This is a genomic window from Rhizobium sp. SG_E_25_P2 (genome assembly GCF_029892285.1).
Lineage (GTDB): Bacteria > Pseudomonadota > Alphaproteobacteria > Rhizobiales > Rhizobiaceae > Rhizobium_E.
Map to the genome: position 1 here is coordinate 59211 of NZ_JARXVM010000019.1, position 15123 is coordinate 74333.

The 15123-nt window shown below is 63.0% G+C and carries 16 protein-coding genes and 2 tRNA genes; 10 read left to right on the forward strand and 8 right to left on the reverse strand.

From position 1 onward, the window contains the following. Positions 1 to 80: 80 nt before the first annotated feature. On the forward strand, positions 81 to 1289 hold the full coding sequence (locus M2360_RS22035) for a UbiH/UbiF family hydroxylase (protein ID WP_280777534.1): 1209 nt from the start codon (positions 81 to 83) through the stop codon (positions 1287 to 1289). On the opposite strand, the gene M2360_RS22040 is transcribed toward M2360_RS22035, so the two are convergent. Beyond that, positions 1257 to 2219 carry an AEC family transporter gene (locus M2360_RS22040; protein ID WP_280777535.1) on the reverse strand — a complete coding sequence of 321 codons (963 nt, stop codon included), beginning with the start codon at positions 2217 to 2219 and terminating at the stop codon, positions 1257 to 1259. The two genes, M2360_RS22035 and M2360_RS22040, sit on opposite strands and share 33 nt — an antisense overlap. 15 nt (positions 2220 to 2234) lie before the next feature. Then, entirely contained in the window at positions 2235 to 2984 is a 750-nt protein-coding gene (locus tag M2360_RS22045) for a cytochrome c biogenesis CcdA family protein (protein ID WP_280777536.1), read from the reverse strand. A 215-nt stretch (positions 2985 to 3199) separates the two neighbouring features. On the opposite strand from M2360_RS22045, the gene M2360_RS22050 reads away from it, so the two are divergent. Beyond that, positions 3200 to 3275, forward strand: a tRNA-Lys gene (locus M2360_RS22050). A gap of 20 nt (positions 3276 to 3295) precedes the next feature. Continuing rightward, positions 3296 to 3371 (forward strand) — tRNA-Val (locus M2360_RS22055). A gap of 349 nt (positions 3372 to 3720) precedes the next feature. On the opposite strand, the gene M2360_RS22060 is transcribed toward M2360_RS22055, so the two are convergent. Beyond that, complete coding sequence (locus M2360_RS22060) at positions 3721 to 5883, reverse strand: methyl-accepting chemotaxis protein (RefSeq protein WP_280777537.1); 2163 nt, start codon at positions 5881 to 5883, stop codon at positions 3721 to 3723. A gap of 310 nt (positions 5884 to 6193) precedes the next feature. Beyond that, positions 6194 to 6772 carry a PAS domain-containing protein gene (locus M2360_RS22065; RefSeq protein WP_280777538.1) on the reverse strand — a complete coding sequence of 193 codons (579 nt, stop codon included), beginning with the start codon at positions 6770 to 6772 and terminating at the stop codon, positions 6194 to 6196. 292 nt (positions 6773 to 7064) lie between these two features. Between M2360_RS22065 and M2360_RS22070 the strand changes: the two genes are divergently transcribed. Then, the gene (locus M2360_RS22070) at positions 7065 to 7793 is read left to right on the forward strand and encodes a rhomboid family intramembrane serine protease (protein WP_280777539.1); all 729 of its coding nucleotides are present in this window, start codon (positions 7065 to 7067) and stop codon (positions 7791 to 7793) included. A 118-nt stretch (positions 7794 to 7911) separates the two neighbouring features. Continuing rightward, positions 7912 to 8340: a CBS domain-containing protein gene (locus tag M2360_RS22075; protein ID WP_280777540.1), complete on the forward strand. Its 429-nt coding sequence runs from the start codon at positions 7912 to 7914 to the stop codon at positions 8338 to 8340. Positions 8341 to 8391: 51 nt separating this feature from the next. Here M2360_RS22075 and M2360_RS22080 read toward each other — a convergent pair whose 3' ends face one another. From M2360_RS22080 to folE, 3 genes are all read right to left on the reverse strand, one after another. Continuing rightward, complete coding sequence (locus tag M2360_RS22080) at positions 8392 to 9348, reverse strand: patatin-like phospholipase family protein (RefSeq protein ID WP_280777541.1); 957 nt, start codon at positions 9346 to 9348, stop codon at positions 8392 to 8394. Between the two features lie 125 nt (positions 9349 to 9473). Further along, positions 9474 to 9923 carry a phosphoribosyl-AMP cyclohydrolase gene (gene hisI / locus M2360_RS22085; RefSeq protein WP_280777542.1) on the reverse strand — a complete coding sequence of 150 codons (450 nt, stop codon included), beginning with the start codon at positions 9921 to 9923 and terminating at the stop codon, positions 9474 to 9476. An 11-nt stretch (positions 9924 to 9934) separates the two neighbouring features. After that, the gene (folE, locus tag M2360_RS22090; RefSeq protein WP_280777543.1) at positions 9935 to 10552 is read right to left on the reverse strand and encodes a GTP cyclohydrolase I FolE; all 618 of its coding nucleotides are present in this window, start codon (positions 10550 to 10552) and stop codon (positions 9935 to 9937) included. A gap of 313 nt (positions 10553 to 10865) precedes the next feature. Between folE and M2360_RS22095 the strand changes: the two genes are divergently transcribed. The 5 genes from M2360_RS22095 (at position 10866) to M2360_RS22115 (ending at position 14624) form a co-directional block, all read left to right on the forward strand. Continuing rightward, entirely contained in the window at positions 10866 to 11318 is a 453-nt protein-coding gene (locus M2360_RS22095) for an iron-sulfur cluster assembly scaffold protein (RefSeq protein ID WP_280777544.1), read from the forward strand. Between the two features lie 136 nt (positions 11319 to 11454). Beyond that, positions 11455 to 13107: an acyl-CoA dehydrogenase family protein gene (locus M2360_RS22100; RefSeq protein ID WP_280777585.1), complete on the forward strand. Its 1653-nt coding sequence runs from the start codon at positions 11455 to 11457 to the stop codon at positions 13105 to 13107. Positions 13108 to 13362: 255 nt separating this feature from the next. After that, the gene (locus tag M2360_RS22105; RefSeq protein WP_280777545.1) at positions 13363 to 14001 is read left to right on the forward strand and encodes a TetR/AcrR family transcriptional regulator; all 639 of its coding nucleotides are present in this window, start codon (positions 13363 to 13365) and stop codon (positions 13999 to 14001) included. 117 nt (positions 14002 to 14118) lie between these two features. Further along, the gene (locus M2360_RS22110) at positions 14119 to 14292 is read left to right on the forward strand and encodes a hypothetical protein (protein WP_280777546.1); all 174 of its coding nucleotides are present in this window, start codon (positions 14119 to 14121) and stop codon (positions 14290 to 14292) included. After that, on the forward strand, positions 14289 to 14624 hold the full coding sequence (locus M2360_RS22115) for a DUF6105 family protein (RefSeq protein ID WP_280777547.1): 336 nt from the start codon (positions 14289 to 14291) through the stop codon (positions 14622 to 14624). The genes M2360_RS22110 and M2360_RS22115 overlap by 4 nt, the downstream gene beginning before the upstream one ends. Here M2360_RS22115 and ruvX read toward each other — a convergent pair. Next, complete coding sequence (gene ruvX, locus M2360_RS22120; protein ID WP_280777548.1) at positions 14570 to 15055, reverse strand: Holliday junction resolvase RuvX; 486 nt, start codon at positions 15053 to 15055, stop codon at positions 14570 to 14572. The genes M2360_RS22115 and ruvX overlap by 55 nt on opposite strands. Positions 15056 to 15123: the final 68 nt, after the last annotated feature.

The window sequence follows — 15123 nt, forward strand, 5'->3', positions numbered from 1 at the left end:
ATGGATTTTGGCGCGGCGAGGACCTATGTCCAGTCGCAACGGTTAAGCGCCGTGCAGGCGGCAGGAGCAAGGAGAGCGTCATGACCCAATTCGACATCGCCGTTATCGGCGGAGGTTTGGCGGGATCGATCGCGGCGATCGCCTCTGCGGGGCAGGGGTTTTCCGTGGCGCTGATCGCGCCGACGGGTGGCGGCGACCAACGCACGACGGCGCTGATGGATGATTCCATCCGCTTCATTGACCAGCTCGGCCTGTGGGACAGTGTCATGCCGCATGCGGCGGCGCTCGCCACCATGCGGATCATCGATGGCACCGACCGGCTGTTGCGCGCGCCCGTCGCGTCTTTCCGCTCGAGCGAGATCGGGCTCGACGCCTTCGGTTACAATATTCCCAACGCTCCCTTTCTTGATGTCCTCGCCGAGCGCATCGCCGCGACGCCGGCGGTCACCCGCATCGACTCGGTGGTCGAGGCCTTCGATCTCCAGGGTGAAAGCCCCAGGCTGACGCTGGCGAATGGCGATGTGATCGAAGCGCGGCTGGCGGTCGGCGCCGACGGCAAACAATCGCCGACGCGGCATGCCGCCGGCATCGGCGTGAAAACCGTCGCCTATCCGCAGACGGCGCTGGTGGTGAATTTTTCCCACGACCTGCCGCATCAGAATATTTCCACCGAATTCCACACCGAGACCGGCCCCTTCACCGCCGTGCCGCTCGGCGATTTGAGATCGAGCCTGGTCTGGGTCGTCAGGCCCGAGCAGGCGACAGATCTTCTCGACATGACCGAGGAGGCGCTCAACCGGCGCATCGAGGAGAAGATGCAGTCGCTGCTCGGCAAGATCCGTATCGAGGCCAAGCTGCAGGCGTGGCCGCTGTCGGCCATGACCGCCGAACGCTTCGGCAGTCGCGCAGTCGTGCTGGTGGGCGAGGCGGGCCACGCTTTTCCGCCGATCGGCGCGCAGGGGCTCAATTTGTCGCTGCGGGATATCCGCGACGCCGTCGATCTCGCGGTCAAGGCGCGCGCCGCCGGCCGGCCGCTTGCGATCGGCGAGGCCTATGACCGGGCGCGGCGCTTCGACGTGGTCAGCCGCACGGCGGGGGTGGATCTGCTCAACCGCTCGCTGCTGTCGAATTTCCTGCCGGTGCAGATGCTGCGCGCGGCCGGCATCCATCTGCTCGCCAGCCTGCCGCCGCTCCGGCATTTCATGATGAATGAGGGCGTGTCGCCGGGCCGGGCGTTAAAACGCCTGCCGGAATTGCTACGGGAAAAGGTCGGGCGGCAGCGCGCCTGATTTGAACAGATAAAGCGCGCCCGAAACGCTGGCCACCGAGATCACCGTGGTGATCAGCACGGCTGCCGAGGCGCGCTCCTGCCAGATCCCATATTGCTGGGCGATGACGAAGACATTGGTCGCGGTCGGCAGCGCCGCCAGCAGCACGGCGGTTTCCACCCAGATGGCGGGATAATTTCCAAACAGGCTCATCGCCAGATACATCAGCGCCGGCAGCACGGCGAGCTTCAAGGGCGCCAGCGCATAGATCTCCTGCGGAACGCGCTTGAGCGGCCTCAGCGCCAGCGTCACGCCCATGGCGAACAGCGCGCAAGGGGCGGCGGCCAGCGCCAGATTGTCGATCATGGTCTGCAGCGGTTTCGGGGCGGAAAAGCCAGTGGCGGCGGCGATGAAGCCGGCGGCGGTGGCGATGATGAAGGGATGGGTGACGATTTTGCGGCCGACATCCCCAGCCAGCGCGAGCGCCGGGCGCTTTTCTTGTCCGTCAAAGGCCATCAGCGCGGGCGCTGCGATGAAATGGGCCATATTCTCGAAGGCGAAGATCAGCGCCAGCGGCAGCGCCGCCTGTTCGCCGAAAGCTGCGAGCGCCAGCCCTGGGCCGAGATAGCCGATATTGCCATAGGCGGCGGCGAGCGCCTGCACAGTCGATTCGCCCACCGGGCTGCGGCGGAGCAGGCGGGCGAACAGGAAGGCGATCAAAAACACCGTATAGGTGGCGGCAAGGCTGGTGAGGATGAAATCGAAGCGGGTAAGTTCGGCGATCGGCGTGCGGCCGATGATCTTGAAGAACAGCGCCGGCAGCGCGATGTAGACGATGAAGAAATTCAGCCAGCCCAGCGCCGACGCATCGAGTTTCCTCAGCCGCCCCGAGATATAGCCGAGCAGAATCAGGCCGAAAAACGGGACGACGAGGGCGGAGATTTCGGCCATGCCAAACGCCTTTGCTCAGCCGATCCGCGACAGGATCGGAAAGGTCTGCTGGAACCAGATGGCGATGTCGCCGATATAGCCGAAAATGAAGGCGAGGCCGGTCAGCACCAGGAGCGCCCCGAGCGCTTTCTCCACCAGGCCGAGATGGCGGCGGAAGCGGGTGAGGAAGGCCAGGAAAGCGCCTGAAAAAGCCGCCGCCAGCCAGAAGGGCAGGGCAAGCCCCAACGAATAGACCGACAGCAGCGCCGCGCCCTGGCCGACCGTGTCGCTCGCCGCCGCCACGCCGAGGATCGCGCCGAGAATGGGGCCGATGCAGGGCGTCCAGCCAAAGGCGAAGGCTAGGCCCATCACATAGGCCCCCGTCCAGGTGGCCGGCCTGCCGCCCGACTGGAAACGCGCCTCGCGCGAGAAAAAGGGTATGCGCACCAGGCCGAGGAAATTCAGGCCCATCAGGATGATCAACAGGCCGCCGATCTGGGCGAGAATGTCGATATGCTGGCGCAGCGCCATGCCGATAGAGCTGGCGCTGGCGCCAAGCGCGATGAACACGGTGGAAAAGCCTAGCGTAAAAAACAGCGCGGCGATCATCACCGACCGGCGCGGCCGACGATCCCCGGTCGATTGGTCCGGATTGGCGAATTCCTCGATCGACACGCCGGCCATATAGCAGAGATAGGGCGGAACCAGCGGCAGCACGCAGGGCGACAGGAAGGACAGGGCGCCGGCGACCAGCGCGCTCAGATAGGAAATGTCGGCGCCAGCCAAGGCGGCCTCCTTACCCAGACAATGTCGGCCCGTAAAATCGAACCCGCGTGAATTCAGCGCTGTTTAGCCGAGGCCAGGGGCCCGCGCCAGTCACCATTTGTTGACGACGGTACGCCGGCCCAAAAAATCTTCGCCAAACGGGTTGACCGGCCCGGCGGCTTTACTTATGACACGCCCACTTCCAAGGAACGGCGCTTCGCCGGTTTCGAATTTGGGAGAGCGTAGCTCAGCCGGTAGAGCAACTGACTTTTAATCAGTAGGTCATGGGTTCGAATCCCATCGCTCTCACCACTTTCGCAGTCACCTTGCGGGGGCGATTAGCTCAGTTGGTAGAGCGCTTCGTTTACACCGAAGATGTCGGCGGTTCGAGTCCGTCATCGCCCACCATTTCTTTACAAGATGCATTTTCGAGAGATCGGTTCGCAAACCGTATTCTCAGGCGCATCTCAAACGCTCGGGCTTTATAGAAAGCCGAAAGGTCACGCTCGGACGAAGCCGAAAGATTGTCGGCTAGGCAAGTTCCGTTTCGGTCTCCCCCTTGAAATCCCTCTCCCCAATCTCGACCTTATCCGCCGACCCCAAAGCCATAGGAGAGCCCATGAAATCGCCCTTCATCCGCTGGACGACCTATATCCTGCTCGGATTGACCGCCGTGTCGATCGTGGCGGCGGATTTTTTGGCGGTGGCGCAGTAGCGAAGGCCGGAAGGGCCGGCCTTCGCGGGTCAACTCGTTGTATTAGGCCGCGCGGCGATGGGCGGCGTGCTGGGCGTCGGCGCGGTCGATCTTGAATTCGGCCAGCAGATGGGCGAGCTTTTCCGCCTCGCGGGCGAGGCTGACGCCGGCGGCGTTCATCTCTTCCACCATGGCGGCATTGTGCTGGGTCGCCTGATCCATGTGATTGACCGAGGTGTTGACCTCGCCGAGCCCGACAGATTGCTCCTGGGCGGCGGTGGCGATCGCGTCCATGTGGATGGTGATCGCCTGCACATGATCGGCGATGTCGCGCAGGCCGCGGCCGGTGTCGTCGACCAGACGGACGCCTTCCTCGACGGCGGTGGCCGAGTTGCCGATCAGCGTCTTGATTTCCTTGGCGGCATTGGCCGAACGCTGGGCGAGTTCGCGCACTTCCTGGGCCACGACCGCAAATCCCTTGCCGGCTTCGCCAGCGCGGGCGGCCTCGACGCCGGCGTTCAGCGCCAGCAGGTTGGTTTGGAAGGCGATTTCGTCGATGACGCCGATGATCTGGCTGATCTGGCGCGAGGCGGTCTCGATCCGCCCCATGGCCGAGACGGCGTCCGACACGACCTTGCCGGACTGTTCGGCCTTGGAGCGCGTGTCGCGGACGATGTCGCGGGCTTCGCCGGAGCGGCGTGAGGTCGCCTTGACATTGGCGGTGATCTGCTCGAGCGCTGCGGCGGTCTGTTCCAGCGACGCCGCCTGTTGCTCCGTGCGCTTGGAGAGATTGTCGGTGGCCTGGGCGATTTCGCTGCTGCCGCCGCGCACTGCGCCCGCCGTTCCGCCAACCGCCACCAGCGCATCGCGCAACTGTTCCACCGAAGCGTTGAAGTCGTGACGGAGCGGTTCGAATTGTGGCGCGAAGGCGTCGCGGATCTCGCAGAGAAGATCGCCGGCGGCCATGCGCTTCAGCCCCTGGGCCAGCGCTCCCGTCGCCTTTTCCAGCCTTTGATTGGCGTCCGCCTCGGCGCGGGCCTGCAATTGGGCGCGTTCGGCTTCGGCGCGATCGCGATTTGCGGCGGCTTCGTCTTCCATCGCCGCATTGCGGATCGCCGCCTGGCGGAACACTTCCACCGATCGCGCCATGCCGCCGATATCGTCGCTGCGGCCGAGATGCGGAATGGCGCTGTCCTTGTCGCCCCCGGCCAGCGTCGCCATCCGCTCTGAAATCGCCCGGATCGCCGAGGACAGCGTCTTGCCGACCCGCACCGACAGGGCGATCACCAGCACAAGCAGAAGGCCGATGCCGCCGGCCAGCAGGTTCAGCCGGTCATGGGCGGCTTGCATCTTGTCGTTGGCCAGAATCTGAATCTGGTCAGCTGAGGCGGTCAACAGGGCGTCAAAGACGTTCCGCCGCGCGGTCATCGCTTGATTCCAGGCATCCGTTTCGCCGGTCGTCAGCTTTTGCGCCTGGTTGGCGCGCATGGCGTCGATGGTCGTCTGCACCGCGCGTCCCTCCCGCGAGGTCCAGAAGGCGTCATAACGCGCGGAGATCCCGGCGGGCGCGTAGTCGCGCATCACAGCGCCGTTGGCTGAGATCAAAGTCAGGGCGCTGAACAGGCGGCCGACGTCGTCATGGTCGAGTTTGCCGCTGCCGATAAATTTCTGGCCCAGATGGTTGATGATCAGATAGCCGTCATTCACTTCCAGCAAGGCATGGTAGCCCAGCAGGCTGCGGGACAGGGAGCCCTCTTGCACAAGCCCGCCGGCGCGGCCGGCGATGTCCATGCCGAGCGCGGAAACCGGTTGGAGATATTTCAGGGCGAGCACAGGTTGGTTTTCGCCTCTGTCGACAATGTCGCGATATTCCGACATGCGGGCGTATCCCACCGCGATTTCTTCTTTCATTTTCGCCAAACGCGGATCAACCAACCCCGCTTCATGGGCGTCTCCATAAGCGTCCATCAATTCCTTGAAACCGGCGTCCGTCACCTTGCGGCGCGCGTCGAGATTGGCCGGATCTTCCGCCGCCGCCGCTTCCTCCGGCATGGATTGCAGCAGCGCGCCGCCGGCCCGGCCGACGCGAACCAGGGCGACCGCGTTTTCAAGGTTGGAATAGTTGGTGTAGGCGTCGTTGCCCACCATGACGCCAAGCCCCAGGGTCGCGGCGAGCGGCGCCGCCGCAAGGATCGTTAGCAACGTTCTAAAAGAAAGTTTTTTCATATTGATCGCCAAAAATGTTGTTGTTGACGCCCATCAATGCGCGGCGCAGACCCGCCACGATCACCAAGGATATCGGAGCCGTGGCTTGCGTGGATCGAGATCCATGGACGGTTTCTTATTTTAAGATTGACGAAGTTCCTGAATAAAAATTTTAGAAACTGATGCGAAAAGGAGCATGTAGGCGCGAAATGGGGCGCATTGCTTGCCGAGATTCGATTAAAACTGTGTCTCTGGCGGCTTATTTTGCAACCGCGTCGTCATCGTCGCCCGAGACGGGGATTAAGCGGCCCAGCCCAACCCCGCCTCTGCGTCAGCCCGCCTTGCCGCCGTCATAGACGCGCAATGCCACACCACGGGCGCGGATGATCGCGTCGGGGGCGGGCAGGTCATGGGGGTCCGGCGGTTGCGGCCGGTCTGGGGTCAGGAACTGGATCTTTTCGACTGCCAGTTCCATGCCCATGCGCAAGGGACGGTCGGGCTCGGCGCGCGAGAAGACGCCGATCAGCCGGTCGCATTCGGTCTCGCTGGAGCGCAACGGCAGCAGTGACAGTTCCACCGCTTCGCCGGTGTTGACGTCGCGCGCCGCCACGACCAGAGGCAGGCGGTTGGCGAGCACCGATTGCGCCGCCAGCGTCATCCGGCGTCTGTCGTCGAGCGTCCAGAACAGGCCGAATTCCTGGCCTCGCGCCTCCTGTCCCAGTGCGGCGCAGAGACGGGTCCCGGCCAGGCGGAAACGGAACCATCTATTGTCGACCGCCTCCAGCATGAAAATATCCGGCAACAGGCGGGGTATGTCGGACGGATTGACGTCGCGCCGCAACGGCGCGTCGTCCATTCCTCGGATTCGGTTAAAATAGTCTAGGAGCAAATTGGTGGCGCTGTGCCGCATTGGGGCATTCCATGGTTCATTTTGGCTATAACGGGGTGTTTTTCGCCCCTACCGAGAAGAGTCAGCGATTTCCGTGCCAAGACTCACGCTGCGCGGAATTGCCTCCTGTTAACGTTAATCCCCGGTATAGGTTGCAAAAACGCAAGACCCGTGAGATTCCTGGGTCAACAGGAAGGAATGTCCTTCGGCACACCACTCGATCAGACCTCCAATCATGATCGCGCCGTCCGCGTCAAACGCCGGACGGCTTTTTTTTGTCTGAAAACATGAGCTTGCCGTAAGGAGAGGCGCTGTGACCGATAACCAGAACATGGCCCCGACCTCTCCGGCAAGCGAGCCGGCCGTCCGCATGCCCGCCGTTGTCTGGGCCGCGATCGTCCTGATGATCGTCATCCATGGCGCCCGAACCTATCTGCTCGGCGCGGCCGCTGATGACTGGGTCCTTTACCATTTCGCCTATCTGCCGGCGCGTTACCTCATTCCCGTTTCGGAACAGGATTTCGGCTGGCTCACCGGGCCGGTCACGTCGTCGCTGCTTCATGGCGACTGGCTGCATCTGGCGGTCAACAGTTTCTGGCTGGCGGCCTTCGCCACGCCGCTGGCCGAGCGCCTGGGATCGTTGCGGTTCGTTGTTTTCTGGATCGCGTCCGCCGTCGTCAGCGCGTTCGTTTATGGCGCGGCGATGGGGTTTGCGCCGGCCTATCTGATCGGCGCTTCCGGTGTTGCATCCGCCGTCACCGGCGCCGCCTGCCGCTTCGCGCTGCCCATCCGCCGCAGCCGCGACAGCCGCCATGCCCGGACGGCGCGGCGGCGGGGGATCGTGGAGGCGCTCCGCCAGCCTTCGGTGGTGATGTTCATCGGCGCCTGGGCGTTGTCGAACGGATTGGTCGTGTTCGGAATCGGCCTGCCGGAAGGCGAGGCCGACAATATCGCCTGGCAGGCGCATGTCGGCGGCCTCCTGTTCGGCTATCTCGCCTTCGGCCTGTTCGACACCGTCTCGGCCCGGCGCCCCGCAGCCTGAGCGCTTGCAATCCGCCAGGAAGGGGCGCACAATCTTCCCGTTAGCGGATGGCGTTCACAGCTGCCTCCGTGCGGCGCGGCGTCATCCCCTGCATCTGCCATGCAAGGAGGAGAACAGCATGCGCGTAAAGGCAATACTCGAACTGAAGGGACGCAATGTCCTGACCACCAGCCCGCAAGCCACCGTTCGGGAGGCGGCGCGGCTGCTCAGCGAGCATCATGTCGGCGCCGTCATCGTCGTCGATCAGCATGAACATATCGTCGGCATCGTCGCGGAGCGAGATATTGTGTCGGCTATCGCCCAGCATGGCGCCGAGGCGCTGGACAAGCCGGTGCTGCTGATCATGTGGAAGAATGTCCATCGCTGTTCGGAAGACACCTCGGTCGGGGAACTGATGGCGATGATGAGCGCCAGGCGCGCCCGCCACATCCCGGTCGAAACGCATGGCCAACTGGCCGGCATCATTTCCATCGGCGACGTCGTCAAAGCCCATATCCGCCAGATCGAGCACGAAGCCGAGGAGATGAAGGCCTATATCGCCAGCTGACGACCGGGACTGTCGATGCGCCGCGACCTTGGCGGCGCATCGCACCCGCGTTCAGTAGATCTTGATCGTTTCCTGCATGCGCTGGATCTCGGCAATGCGGGCGCGGCCTTCCTGATAGCCGCGATCGATCAGCTCCGAGGCGCGGTGGAATTCGGACAGGCCGATATCCGAGAGCCGCGGCTGCAGCGCGAGGTCCGGCGGATCGCCTGCCAGCCGGGCGCGCGAAATGCGATCCTGGATGATGTTGAAGGCTTCGACCATTACTCCCGTCAGCCCCAGATTGACGCGGCGGTCGCGGTCGCCGTCGCGCTCGAACTGGGTTTCCAGCGACTGCCGGCTGGCGGAATGTTTCACCACCGCCGAACGTCCATAGAGATCGTAATGCAGGTTGACCGCCACCACCAGCGGCTGCTCATAAGCGCGGCAGACAGTGACCGGCACCGGATTGACCAGCGCGCCATCGACGAGCACGCGGTTGTTGCATCTGATCGGCTCGAAAATGCCGGGCAGGGCGTAGGAGGCGCGGATCGCGGTGATCAGCGAGCCGGAATCGATCCACACCTCGTGGCCTGTGCGGATCTCTGTGGCGACTGCCACGAAGGGCCGGCCGAGATCCTCGATCTCGATGCCTTCGAGATGCTCCTGCATGCGCTTGGTCAGCCGCATGCCGGCAAACAGACCGCCGCCGCCGATGGTGAGATCGAGCAGCGCCGCCATGCGCCGCATGGTCAGCGAGCGGGCGAAATTTTCGAGTTCATCGAGCTTGCCGGCCAGATAGCAGCCGCCGACCAGCGCCCCGATAGAGGTGCCTGCGATCATGCCCACCTCGACCTTGGCTTCGTCGAGCGCCCTGAGCACGCCGATATGGGCCCAGCCGCGGGCGGCGCCGCCGCCGAGCGCCAGGGCGATTTTGGGCTTTTTGAGACTGGGCGCGGGAGATGACCCGCCGCCTGCGGGTTCGAGAGTGGTGGCCGCATCGGCCGAACGGAAGAAACCCCAATTCATCATGCGCGCACCCCTCCGGCGCGGTGCTCTGTCAATGCAGACAGTGTTGCGCGGCCCGGTTAATAAATGGCGAAGCGCAATTGGATCTGCTCAACAAGCGTGCAAACGCCGAGGGATCAACCTGAAAATCAGGTCTTGTAGACCGTTTCAGGCTCGAAATGCCGGTGGTCGTCGACGATTTCAAGCGTCGGCGCGCCGTCCTTCAGCGTTACGGCGCGATAGAAGCAGGACCGGCGACCGGTATGGCAGGTGGCGTCATGGCCCGCGACCTTGACCTTCACCTGCAGCGCGTCCTGATCGCAATCGGTGAGAATTTCGACCACATGCTGAAGATTGCCGGAGGTCTCGCCTTTTTTCCACAGCTTGCCGCGCGAGCGGCTGAAATAATGCACCACGCCGGTTTCGAGCGTCAGCGCCAGCGCCTCGGCGTTCATATGCCCGACCATCAGCAACGCGCCGTCGTGAAAATCGGTGACGATCGCAGTGATCAGCCCATGTTGGTCGAATTTCGGCGTGAAGCTCACGCCTTCTTCGAGCGCGACCTTGTCGGCGGGCGGCGGATCGAATGCGATCGTCATTCTCGTTCCGATTATTTGAAACCGCGAAGCATCGACATGAACCGCGCCTGTTCGCGCGGGTCGGTCTTGAATTCGCCGGTAAAGGTGGTGGTCATGGTGGAGGCGCCGAGCTTATTGACGCCGCGCATGGCCATGCACATGTGATCGGCCTCGATCAGCACCGCCACGCCGCGCGGGCGCAACGTTCCCTCGATCGCCTTGGCGATCTGCGCCGTCATCGATTCCTGCGTCTGCAGACGCTTGGCGTAGATGTCCACGACGCGGGCGATCTTGGACAGGCCGAGCACGCGTCCATCCGGCAGATAGGCGACATGCGCCTTGCCGATGATCGGCACCATATGATGCTCGCAATGCGAGAAAAACGGAATGTCGCGCACCATGACCATGTCGTCATAGCCCGCCACTTCCTCAAAGGTGCGGCCGAGTACTTCTTCGGCGTCGGCCTTGTAGCCGCCGAACAGTTCGCCATAGGCCTTGACCACGCGCGATGGCGTGTCCAGCAGACCCTCGCGTTCGGGGTCCTCGCCGATGAAGCGCAGCAAGGTGCGCACCGCCTCTTCGGCTTCCTGCTTTGTGGGTGTGCGCGAAAATTCTTCGTCGCGCGAAAATTTCTTCACGATCGCGTCCATAATGGCCTCTTGATCCCTTTTGGAACCTCGGTAATCGGAACGGACTACTCGCCTCTGGCCATTTTCCTGACGCTTCAGGCATGGGCACCGTTGGCGGGCTCCGGGGCATCGCATTTCATTGCCGGGCAATGAAATCCTCCGCACGGTTTCCCAGACAACAGGTAACAGATTTCCTTGAAACTCTGTCACCCCATCGCGACATAACATATAGTATGCGAACCTATGCCGCAAAGGGGACTGTTGTCTTTTTCGATGATACGGTGGAAAATCATGCCCGGTTCAGGTCAGCAAACGAAAATGTTGCGATAGAGCGATGGACGACATCTACAACGCGAAGATTCTCGAATTTGCCGGCAATATCCCCGCCACGGGGGAGTTGGCCGACGCCGACGCATCCGCGCAGGCGCATTCCAAACTGTGCGGCTCCAAGGTCAAGGTGTTCGTCAAGATGGATGGCGACCGCGTCAACGGTTTCTCCCATGTGGTCAAGGCCTGCGCGCTCGGCCAGGCCTCGTCCTCGATTATGGCCCGGCATGTGATGGGGGCGAGCGCCGAGGAAATCCGGATGGCGCGCCGCGACATGCTGGCGATGCTGAAGGATGGCGGCGAGGGACCTGTGGGCCGTTTCGAGGACATGCGTTATCTGAAGCCGGTCAAGGATTACAAGGCCCGCCACACCTCGACCATGCTCACCTTCGACGCCGTGGTCGACTGTCTAGACCAGATCGAGGCGAAGAACTCGGCCGCCGCAGCGTTGTCGGCGTGATCGGCCGGGAGCATCGGCTTGAAATGCCGGTTTTATCTCCGTAAGGTTGGGTTCTATTCCCGTTTTCAACAGGGATTCACCATATGCGGGGGCCCAGGCCCATGGCAATGCGGGCGAATCCGCGTAAATGGCCATTATGAGCAACCCCGATCTCGACCTGACGCCTGAAGAACTCAACCAGCCGCAGCCGTGGAGCGGCGTCAACGCCTATCGCTCCGATCCGCTTCTGGTGGATATTTCCTCGCAACTGCATCGGACGGTGCGTGATGAGTTTGACCTGATCGGTCGCTTCGTCACCTCGCATGAGGCGCAGGAACTGGCGCGCATGGCCAATGAGGGCGTTCCCAAGCTCCGCACGCATGGTCCACGCGGCGAACGTCTCGATGTCGTCGATTTCCATCCCGCCTGGCATGCGCTGATGCGCCGTTCCGTCTCGAACGGCCTGACCTCGTCGATCTGGGAAAACAAGCCGGATGAGAAGGGCGCTGCGCACCGCGCCCGCGCTGTGCGCTTTTTCCTGACCGCCCAGCTCGAATGCGGCCATCTCTGCCCGCTGACCATGACCTCCGCCTCCGTCGCGGCGATCAAGGCCAACGATACGGCGCTGCGCAACTGGTTTTCCAAGATCGCCTCGCGACGCTACGATTCCGCCAACAAGCCCGCGCATGAAAAGGCCGGCCTCACCATCGGCATGGGCATGACGGAAAAGCAGGGCGGCACCGATGTGCGCGCCAATCGCAGCGTCGCCGAGCCGGTGGGCGACAATGTCTATCGCTTGTCGGGTCACAAATGGTTCATGTCGGCGCCGATGAGCGACGCTTTCGTGATGCTGGCGCAGACGCGCGAGGGCATGGGCTGTTTCCTGGTTCCCCGGCTGCTCGAGGACGGGGCCCGCAACGGGCTGCGCTTCCAGCGACTGAAGGACAAGCTCGGCAATCGCTCCAACGCCTCGAGCGAAGTCGAGTTCTCCAACACCTATGGCTTCCTGCTCGGCGCGCCCGATCAGGGCATCCGCACCATTCTCGACATGGTCACGCTGACCCGGCTCGATTGCGCCGTGGCGTCGGCCGGGCTGATGCGCGCCTCGCTTGCCGAAGTCGTGCATCATATTCGCGGCCGCTCGGTGTTCGGCAAGAACCTCGTCGACCAGCCGATTATGACGCGGGTGGTCGGCGATATGGCGCTCGATGTCGCCGCCGCCACCGCGCTGGTGTTCCGTCTGGCCCAGGCCTTTGACGGCGCCGCCGAAAGCCCCGAGGAACAGGCCTATCAGCGCATCATGACGCCGGTGATCAAATATTGGGTCTGCAAGATCGCGCCGGCGCTGATCTATGAAGCCATGGAATGCCTTGGCGGCAGCGGCTATGTCGAGGAGCGGCCGATCGCCCGGCATTATCGGGAAGCCCCTGTCAACGCCATCTGGGAAGGCTCCGGCAATGTCATGGCGCTCGACGTCATCCGCGTGGCGTCCAAGCATCGCGACCAGTTCGAGCTGTTGTTTTCAGGTCTCGCGCGTGATCTCGGCCCGGCCGGCGCCAAGACGGTCGACGTGCTCCGCGCGGCGCTGGCGCTGACCGAACGCGACGAAGGTTCTGCGCGTTTCCTGGTCGAGCAACTGGCGCTTGCCGCGGGATCGGCCGAACTCGTGCGCCTCGGCGCCGGCCGCATCGCCGACGCCTTCCTCGAAAGCCGCCTGACCGGCGGCTGGCGCTCGACCTACGGCATGCTGGAATCGCGCTTCGACGCACGGTTTATCGTCGACCTGCTCTATCCGGCCTCGGGTCACTGAGGATTTGAGGGGAGGGCGACTCGGATCGCCTTCTCGATCGTCATGCTCGCCCCTGTGGCGAGCATCTGCATCGGTTTCGTCGAATGCTCCCTTTCGCCTTGGCAGGCCCTCGGGACAAGCCCGAGGGTGACGGCAAGCAACGCCGTCACCATCAAGTGACTTATCCCCTAAAACTTTCGTTAACCAATTTGCCTGGGCCGCATCTTCCGGATTAAGTCGTTAAAACGGATTGTTTTGCGGAGCGCGAGAGCGGGCATGCTGAATACGACGGACATGATGGGCGGCGGTGACGCGCCCGTGCGCGACAGGGCGGCGACCACCGCGCGCATCCTGAAAGCGGCCTCGGAGCTCTTGGCCGAGGGCGGCTTTCAGAAATTCGGCGTCAACGCGGTGGCCCGCCGCGCCGGCTGCGACAAGCAGCTGATCTATCGCTATTACGGCGGCATGGACGGACTGGTCGAGGCGATCGGCCGCGAGCTTGCCGGCTGGGTCGAGGAAAAGATGCCCGACAATGGCGGCGGCGGCTTTCTGCTGACCTATGGCGACCTCGTCGAGCGGCTGCTGCTCTTGTTCATGGAAGCGCTGCGCAGCGATCCCCTGATGAAGAGAATCATCGCCTGGGAAATGTCGGAGAACAGCCCGCAGGTGCGCAAGCTGGCCGACGCTCGGGCCCGCGCGCTCGGCGACTGGATTGCCCGGGTGAGGGCGGGCATGGCGCCGCCCAAGGGCGTCGACACCGGATTGATGAACGCGATTCTCCTCGGCGCGGTGCAGCAGATCGTTCTCTCCACTGAGGCGGCCGGACGTCTTGGCTCGACCGTGCTCAAGACCGAGAAGGACTGGAAGAAGGTCGAACAGGCGGTGCAGAAGCTGGTGCGCGGCGTCTATCCCTGAAGGCGAGGGCGGTCGTCCACAGGCGCGGCCCCGTAAATTAACCTTAACAAATGGTTTACGTTGCGCCTCAAATGTTAACCTGTGACTGTCTGGTCAGGGTTAACAGGCGTGAGAGTCATGCGTAGACGCGCTGCGAAAATCGGAACGGCAATCGCCATCAGCGGCGTCCTGTGCCTGATCGCGCAGGATCTGACCGCGCCTCTCCTGGCGATTTCGGCCATGGGGCTGTTTGATCGGCTGTTCGGCGCCATGCTGTCGGCGCGCTTTCCCAGGCTGGAGGCGGCGCGATGAAATGGATACTGATTCTCTGGGCCCTGCCGCTGACGCTGCTCGGCTCCTGGTACTGGCTGTCTTATTACGACATCAATTTCGGCTATCTGATCCTGTCGCGGCAATTGCATGATCTCGTCTTCGAGATCTACGGCCAGGTGCTGGGCATTCCGCCTGAGGATATTCCGCCGCTGGTGCTGAAAGCTGTCGTCATCGATAGTCTGGCGCTGTTTTCTATCCTGGCCTTCCGCCGGCGCAAGACGATCGCCGCCGCCTACAGGCGCTGGAAAGGCGAGGCTCATTCGCCTGCGGCGGATCTTTCGATCGACGACAGCCTGTCCAGAGCGCCCTGAAGAATGAAGGTTGCGGCGGCGGAATCGATCCGCTCTGCCCGCTTCTTTCGCGACACGTCCATTTCCAGCAACGCCCGCTCTGCAGCCACCGTCGACAGGCGCTCGTCCCAGAAGGTGAAGGGAATGTCGGTCTTGTCGCCCATGGTGCGCACGAAAGCGCGCGTCGCCTGAGCGCGGGGGCCTGAGCTGCCATCCATATTGATCGGCAGGCCGATCACAAAAGCTTTCACCTGCTCCTTCTCTGCGAAGGCCAAGAGCACCTGGGCGTCGAGCGTGAATTTCTTGCGATTGATCACCGGCCGGGGATTGGCGAAGCGCCGCCCCTTGTCGGACAAGGAAAGTCCGATGGTGGTCGTGCCGAGATCGAGCCCCGCGATGATGTCGCCGGGCGCGAGAAAGGTGGATAGGTCTTCGATGGTCAAAATGCTCATCTTGCCGGACTAGCGTCATCCACATAAAAAAGCCAGAGCTTCACATGGCTGACGAACCTTTGCGCTTG

What these genes read in the sequence shown, in the direction of transcription:
- M2360_RS22035 (WP_280777534.1), top strand. Translation starts at nt 81, where the DNA reads ATGACCCAATTCGACATCGCCGTTATCGGCGGAGGTTTGGCGGGATCG.
- M2360_RS22040 (WP_280777535.1), bottom strand. Translation starts at nt 2,219, where the DNA reads ATGGCCGAAATCTCCGCCCTCGTCGTCCCGTTTTTCGGCCTGATTCTG.
- M2360_RS22060 (WP_280777537.1), bottom strand. Translation starts at nt 5,883, where the DNA reads ATGAAAAAACTTTCTTTTAGAACGTTGCTAACGATCCTTGCGGCGGCG.
- M2360_RS22065 (WP_280777538.1), bottom strand. Translation starts at nt 6,772, where the DNA reads ATGCGGCACAGCGCCACCAATTTGCTCCTAGACTATTTTAACCGAATC.
- M2360_RS22075 (WP_280777540.1), top strand. Translation starts at nt 7,912, where the DNA reads ATGCGCGTAAAGGCAATACTCGAACTGAAGGGACGCAATGTCCTGACC.
- M2360_RS22080 (WP_280777541.1), bottom strand. Translation starts at nt 9,348, where the DNA reads ATGATGAATTGGGGTTTCTTCCGTTCGGCCGATGCGGCCACCACTCTC.
- hisI (WP_280777542.1), bottom strand. Translation starts at nt 9,923, where the DNA reads ATGACGATCGCATTCGATCCGCCGCCCGCCGACAAGGTCGCGCTCGAA.
- folE (WP_280777543.1), bottom strand. Translation starts at nt 10,552, where the DNA reads ATGGACGCGATCGTGAAGAAATTTTCGCGCGACGAAGAATTTTCGCGC.
- M2360_RS22095 (WP_280777544.1), top strand. Translation starts at nt 10,866, where the DNA reads ATGGACGACATCTACAACGCGAAGATTCTCGAATTTGCCGGCAATATC.
- M2360_RS22100 (WP_280777585.1), top strand. Translation starts at nt 11,455, where the DNA reads ATGAGCAACCCCGATCTCGACCTGACGCCTGAAGAACTCAACCAGCCG.
- M2360_RS22105 (WP_280777545.1), top strand. Translation starts at nt 13,363, where the DNA reads ATGCTGAATACGACGGACATGATGGGCGGCGGTGACGCGCCCGTGCGC.
- M2360_RS22110 (WP_280777546.1), top strand. Translation starts at nt 14,119, where the DNA reads ATGCGTAGACGCGCTGCGAAAATCGGAACGGCAATCGCCATCAGCGGC.
- M2360_RS22115 (WP_280777547.1), top strand. Translation starts at nt 14,289, where the DNA reads ATGAAATGGATACTGATTCTCTGGGCCCTGCCGCTGACGCTGCTCGGC.
- ruvX (WP_280777548.1), bottom strand. Translation starts at nt 15,055, where the DNA reads ATGAGCATTTTGACCATCGAAGACCTATCCACCTTTCTCGCGCCCGGC.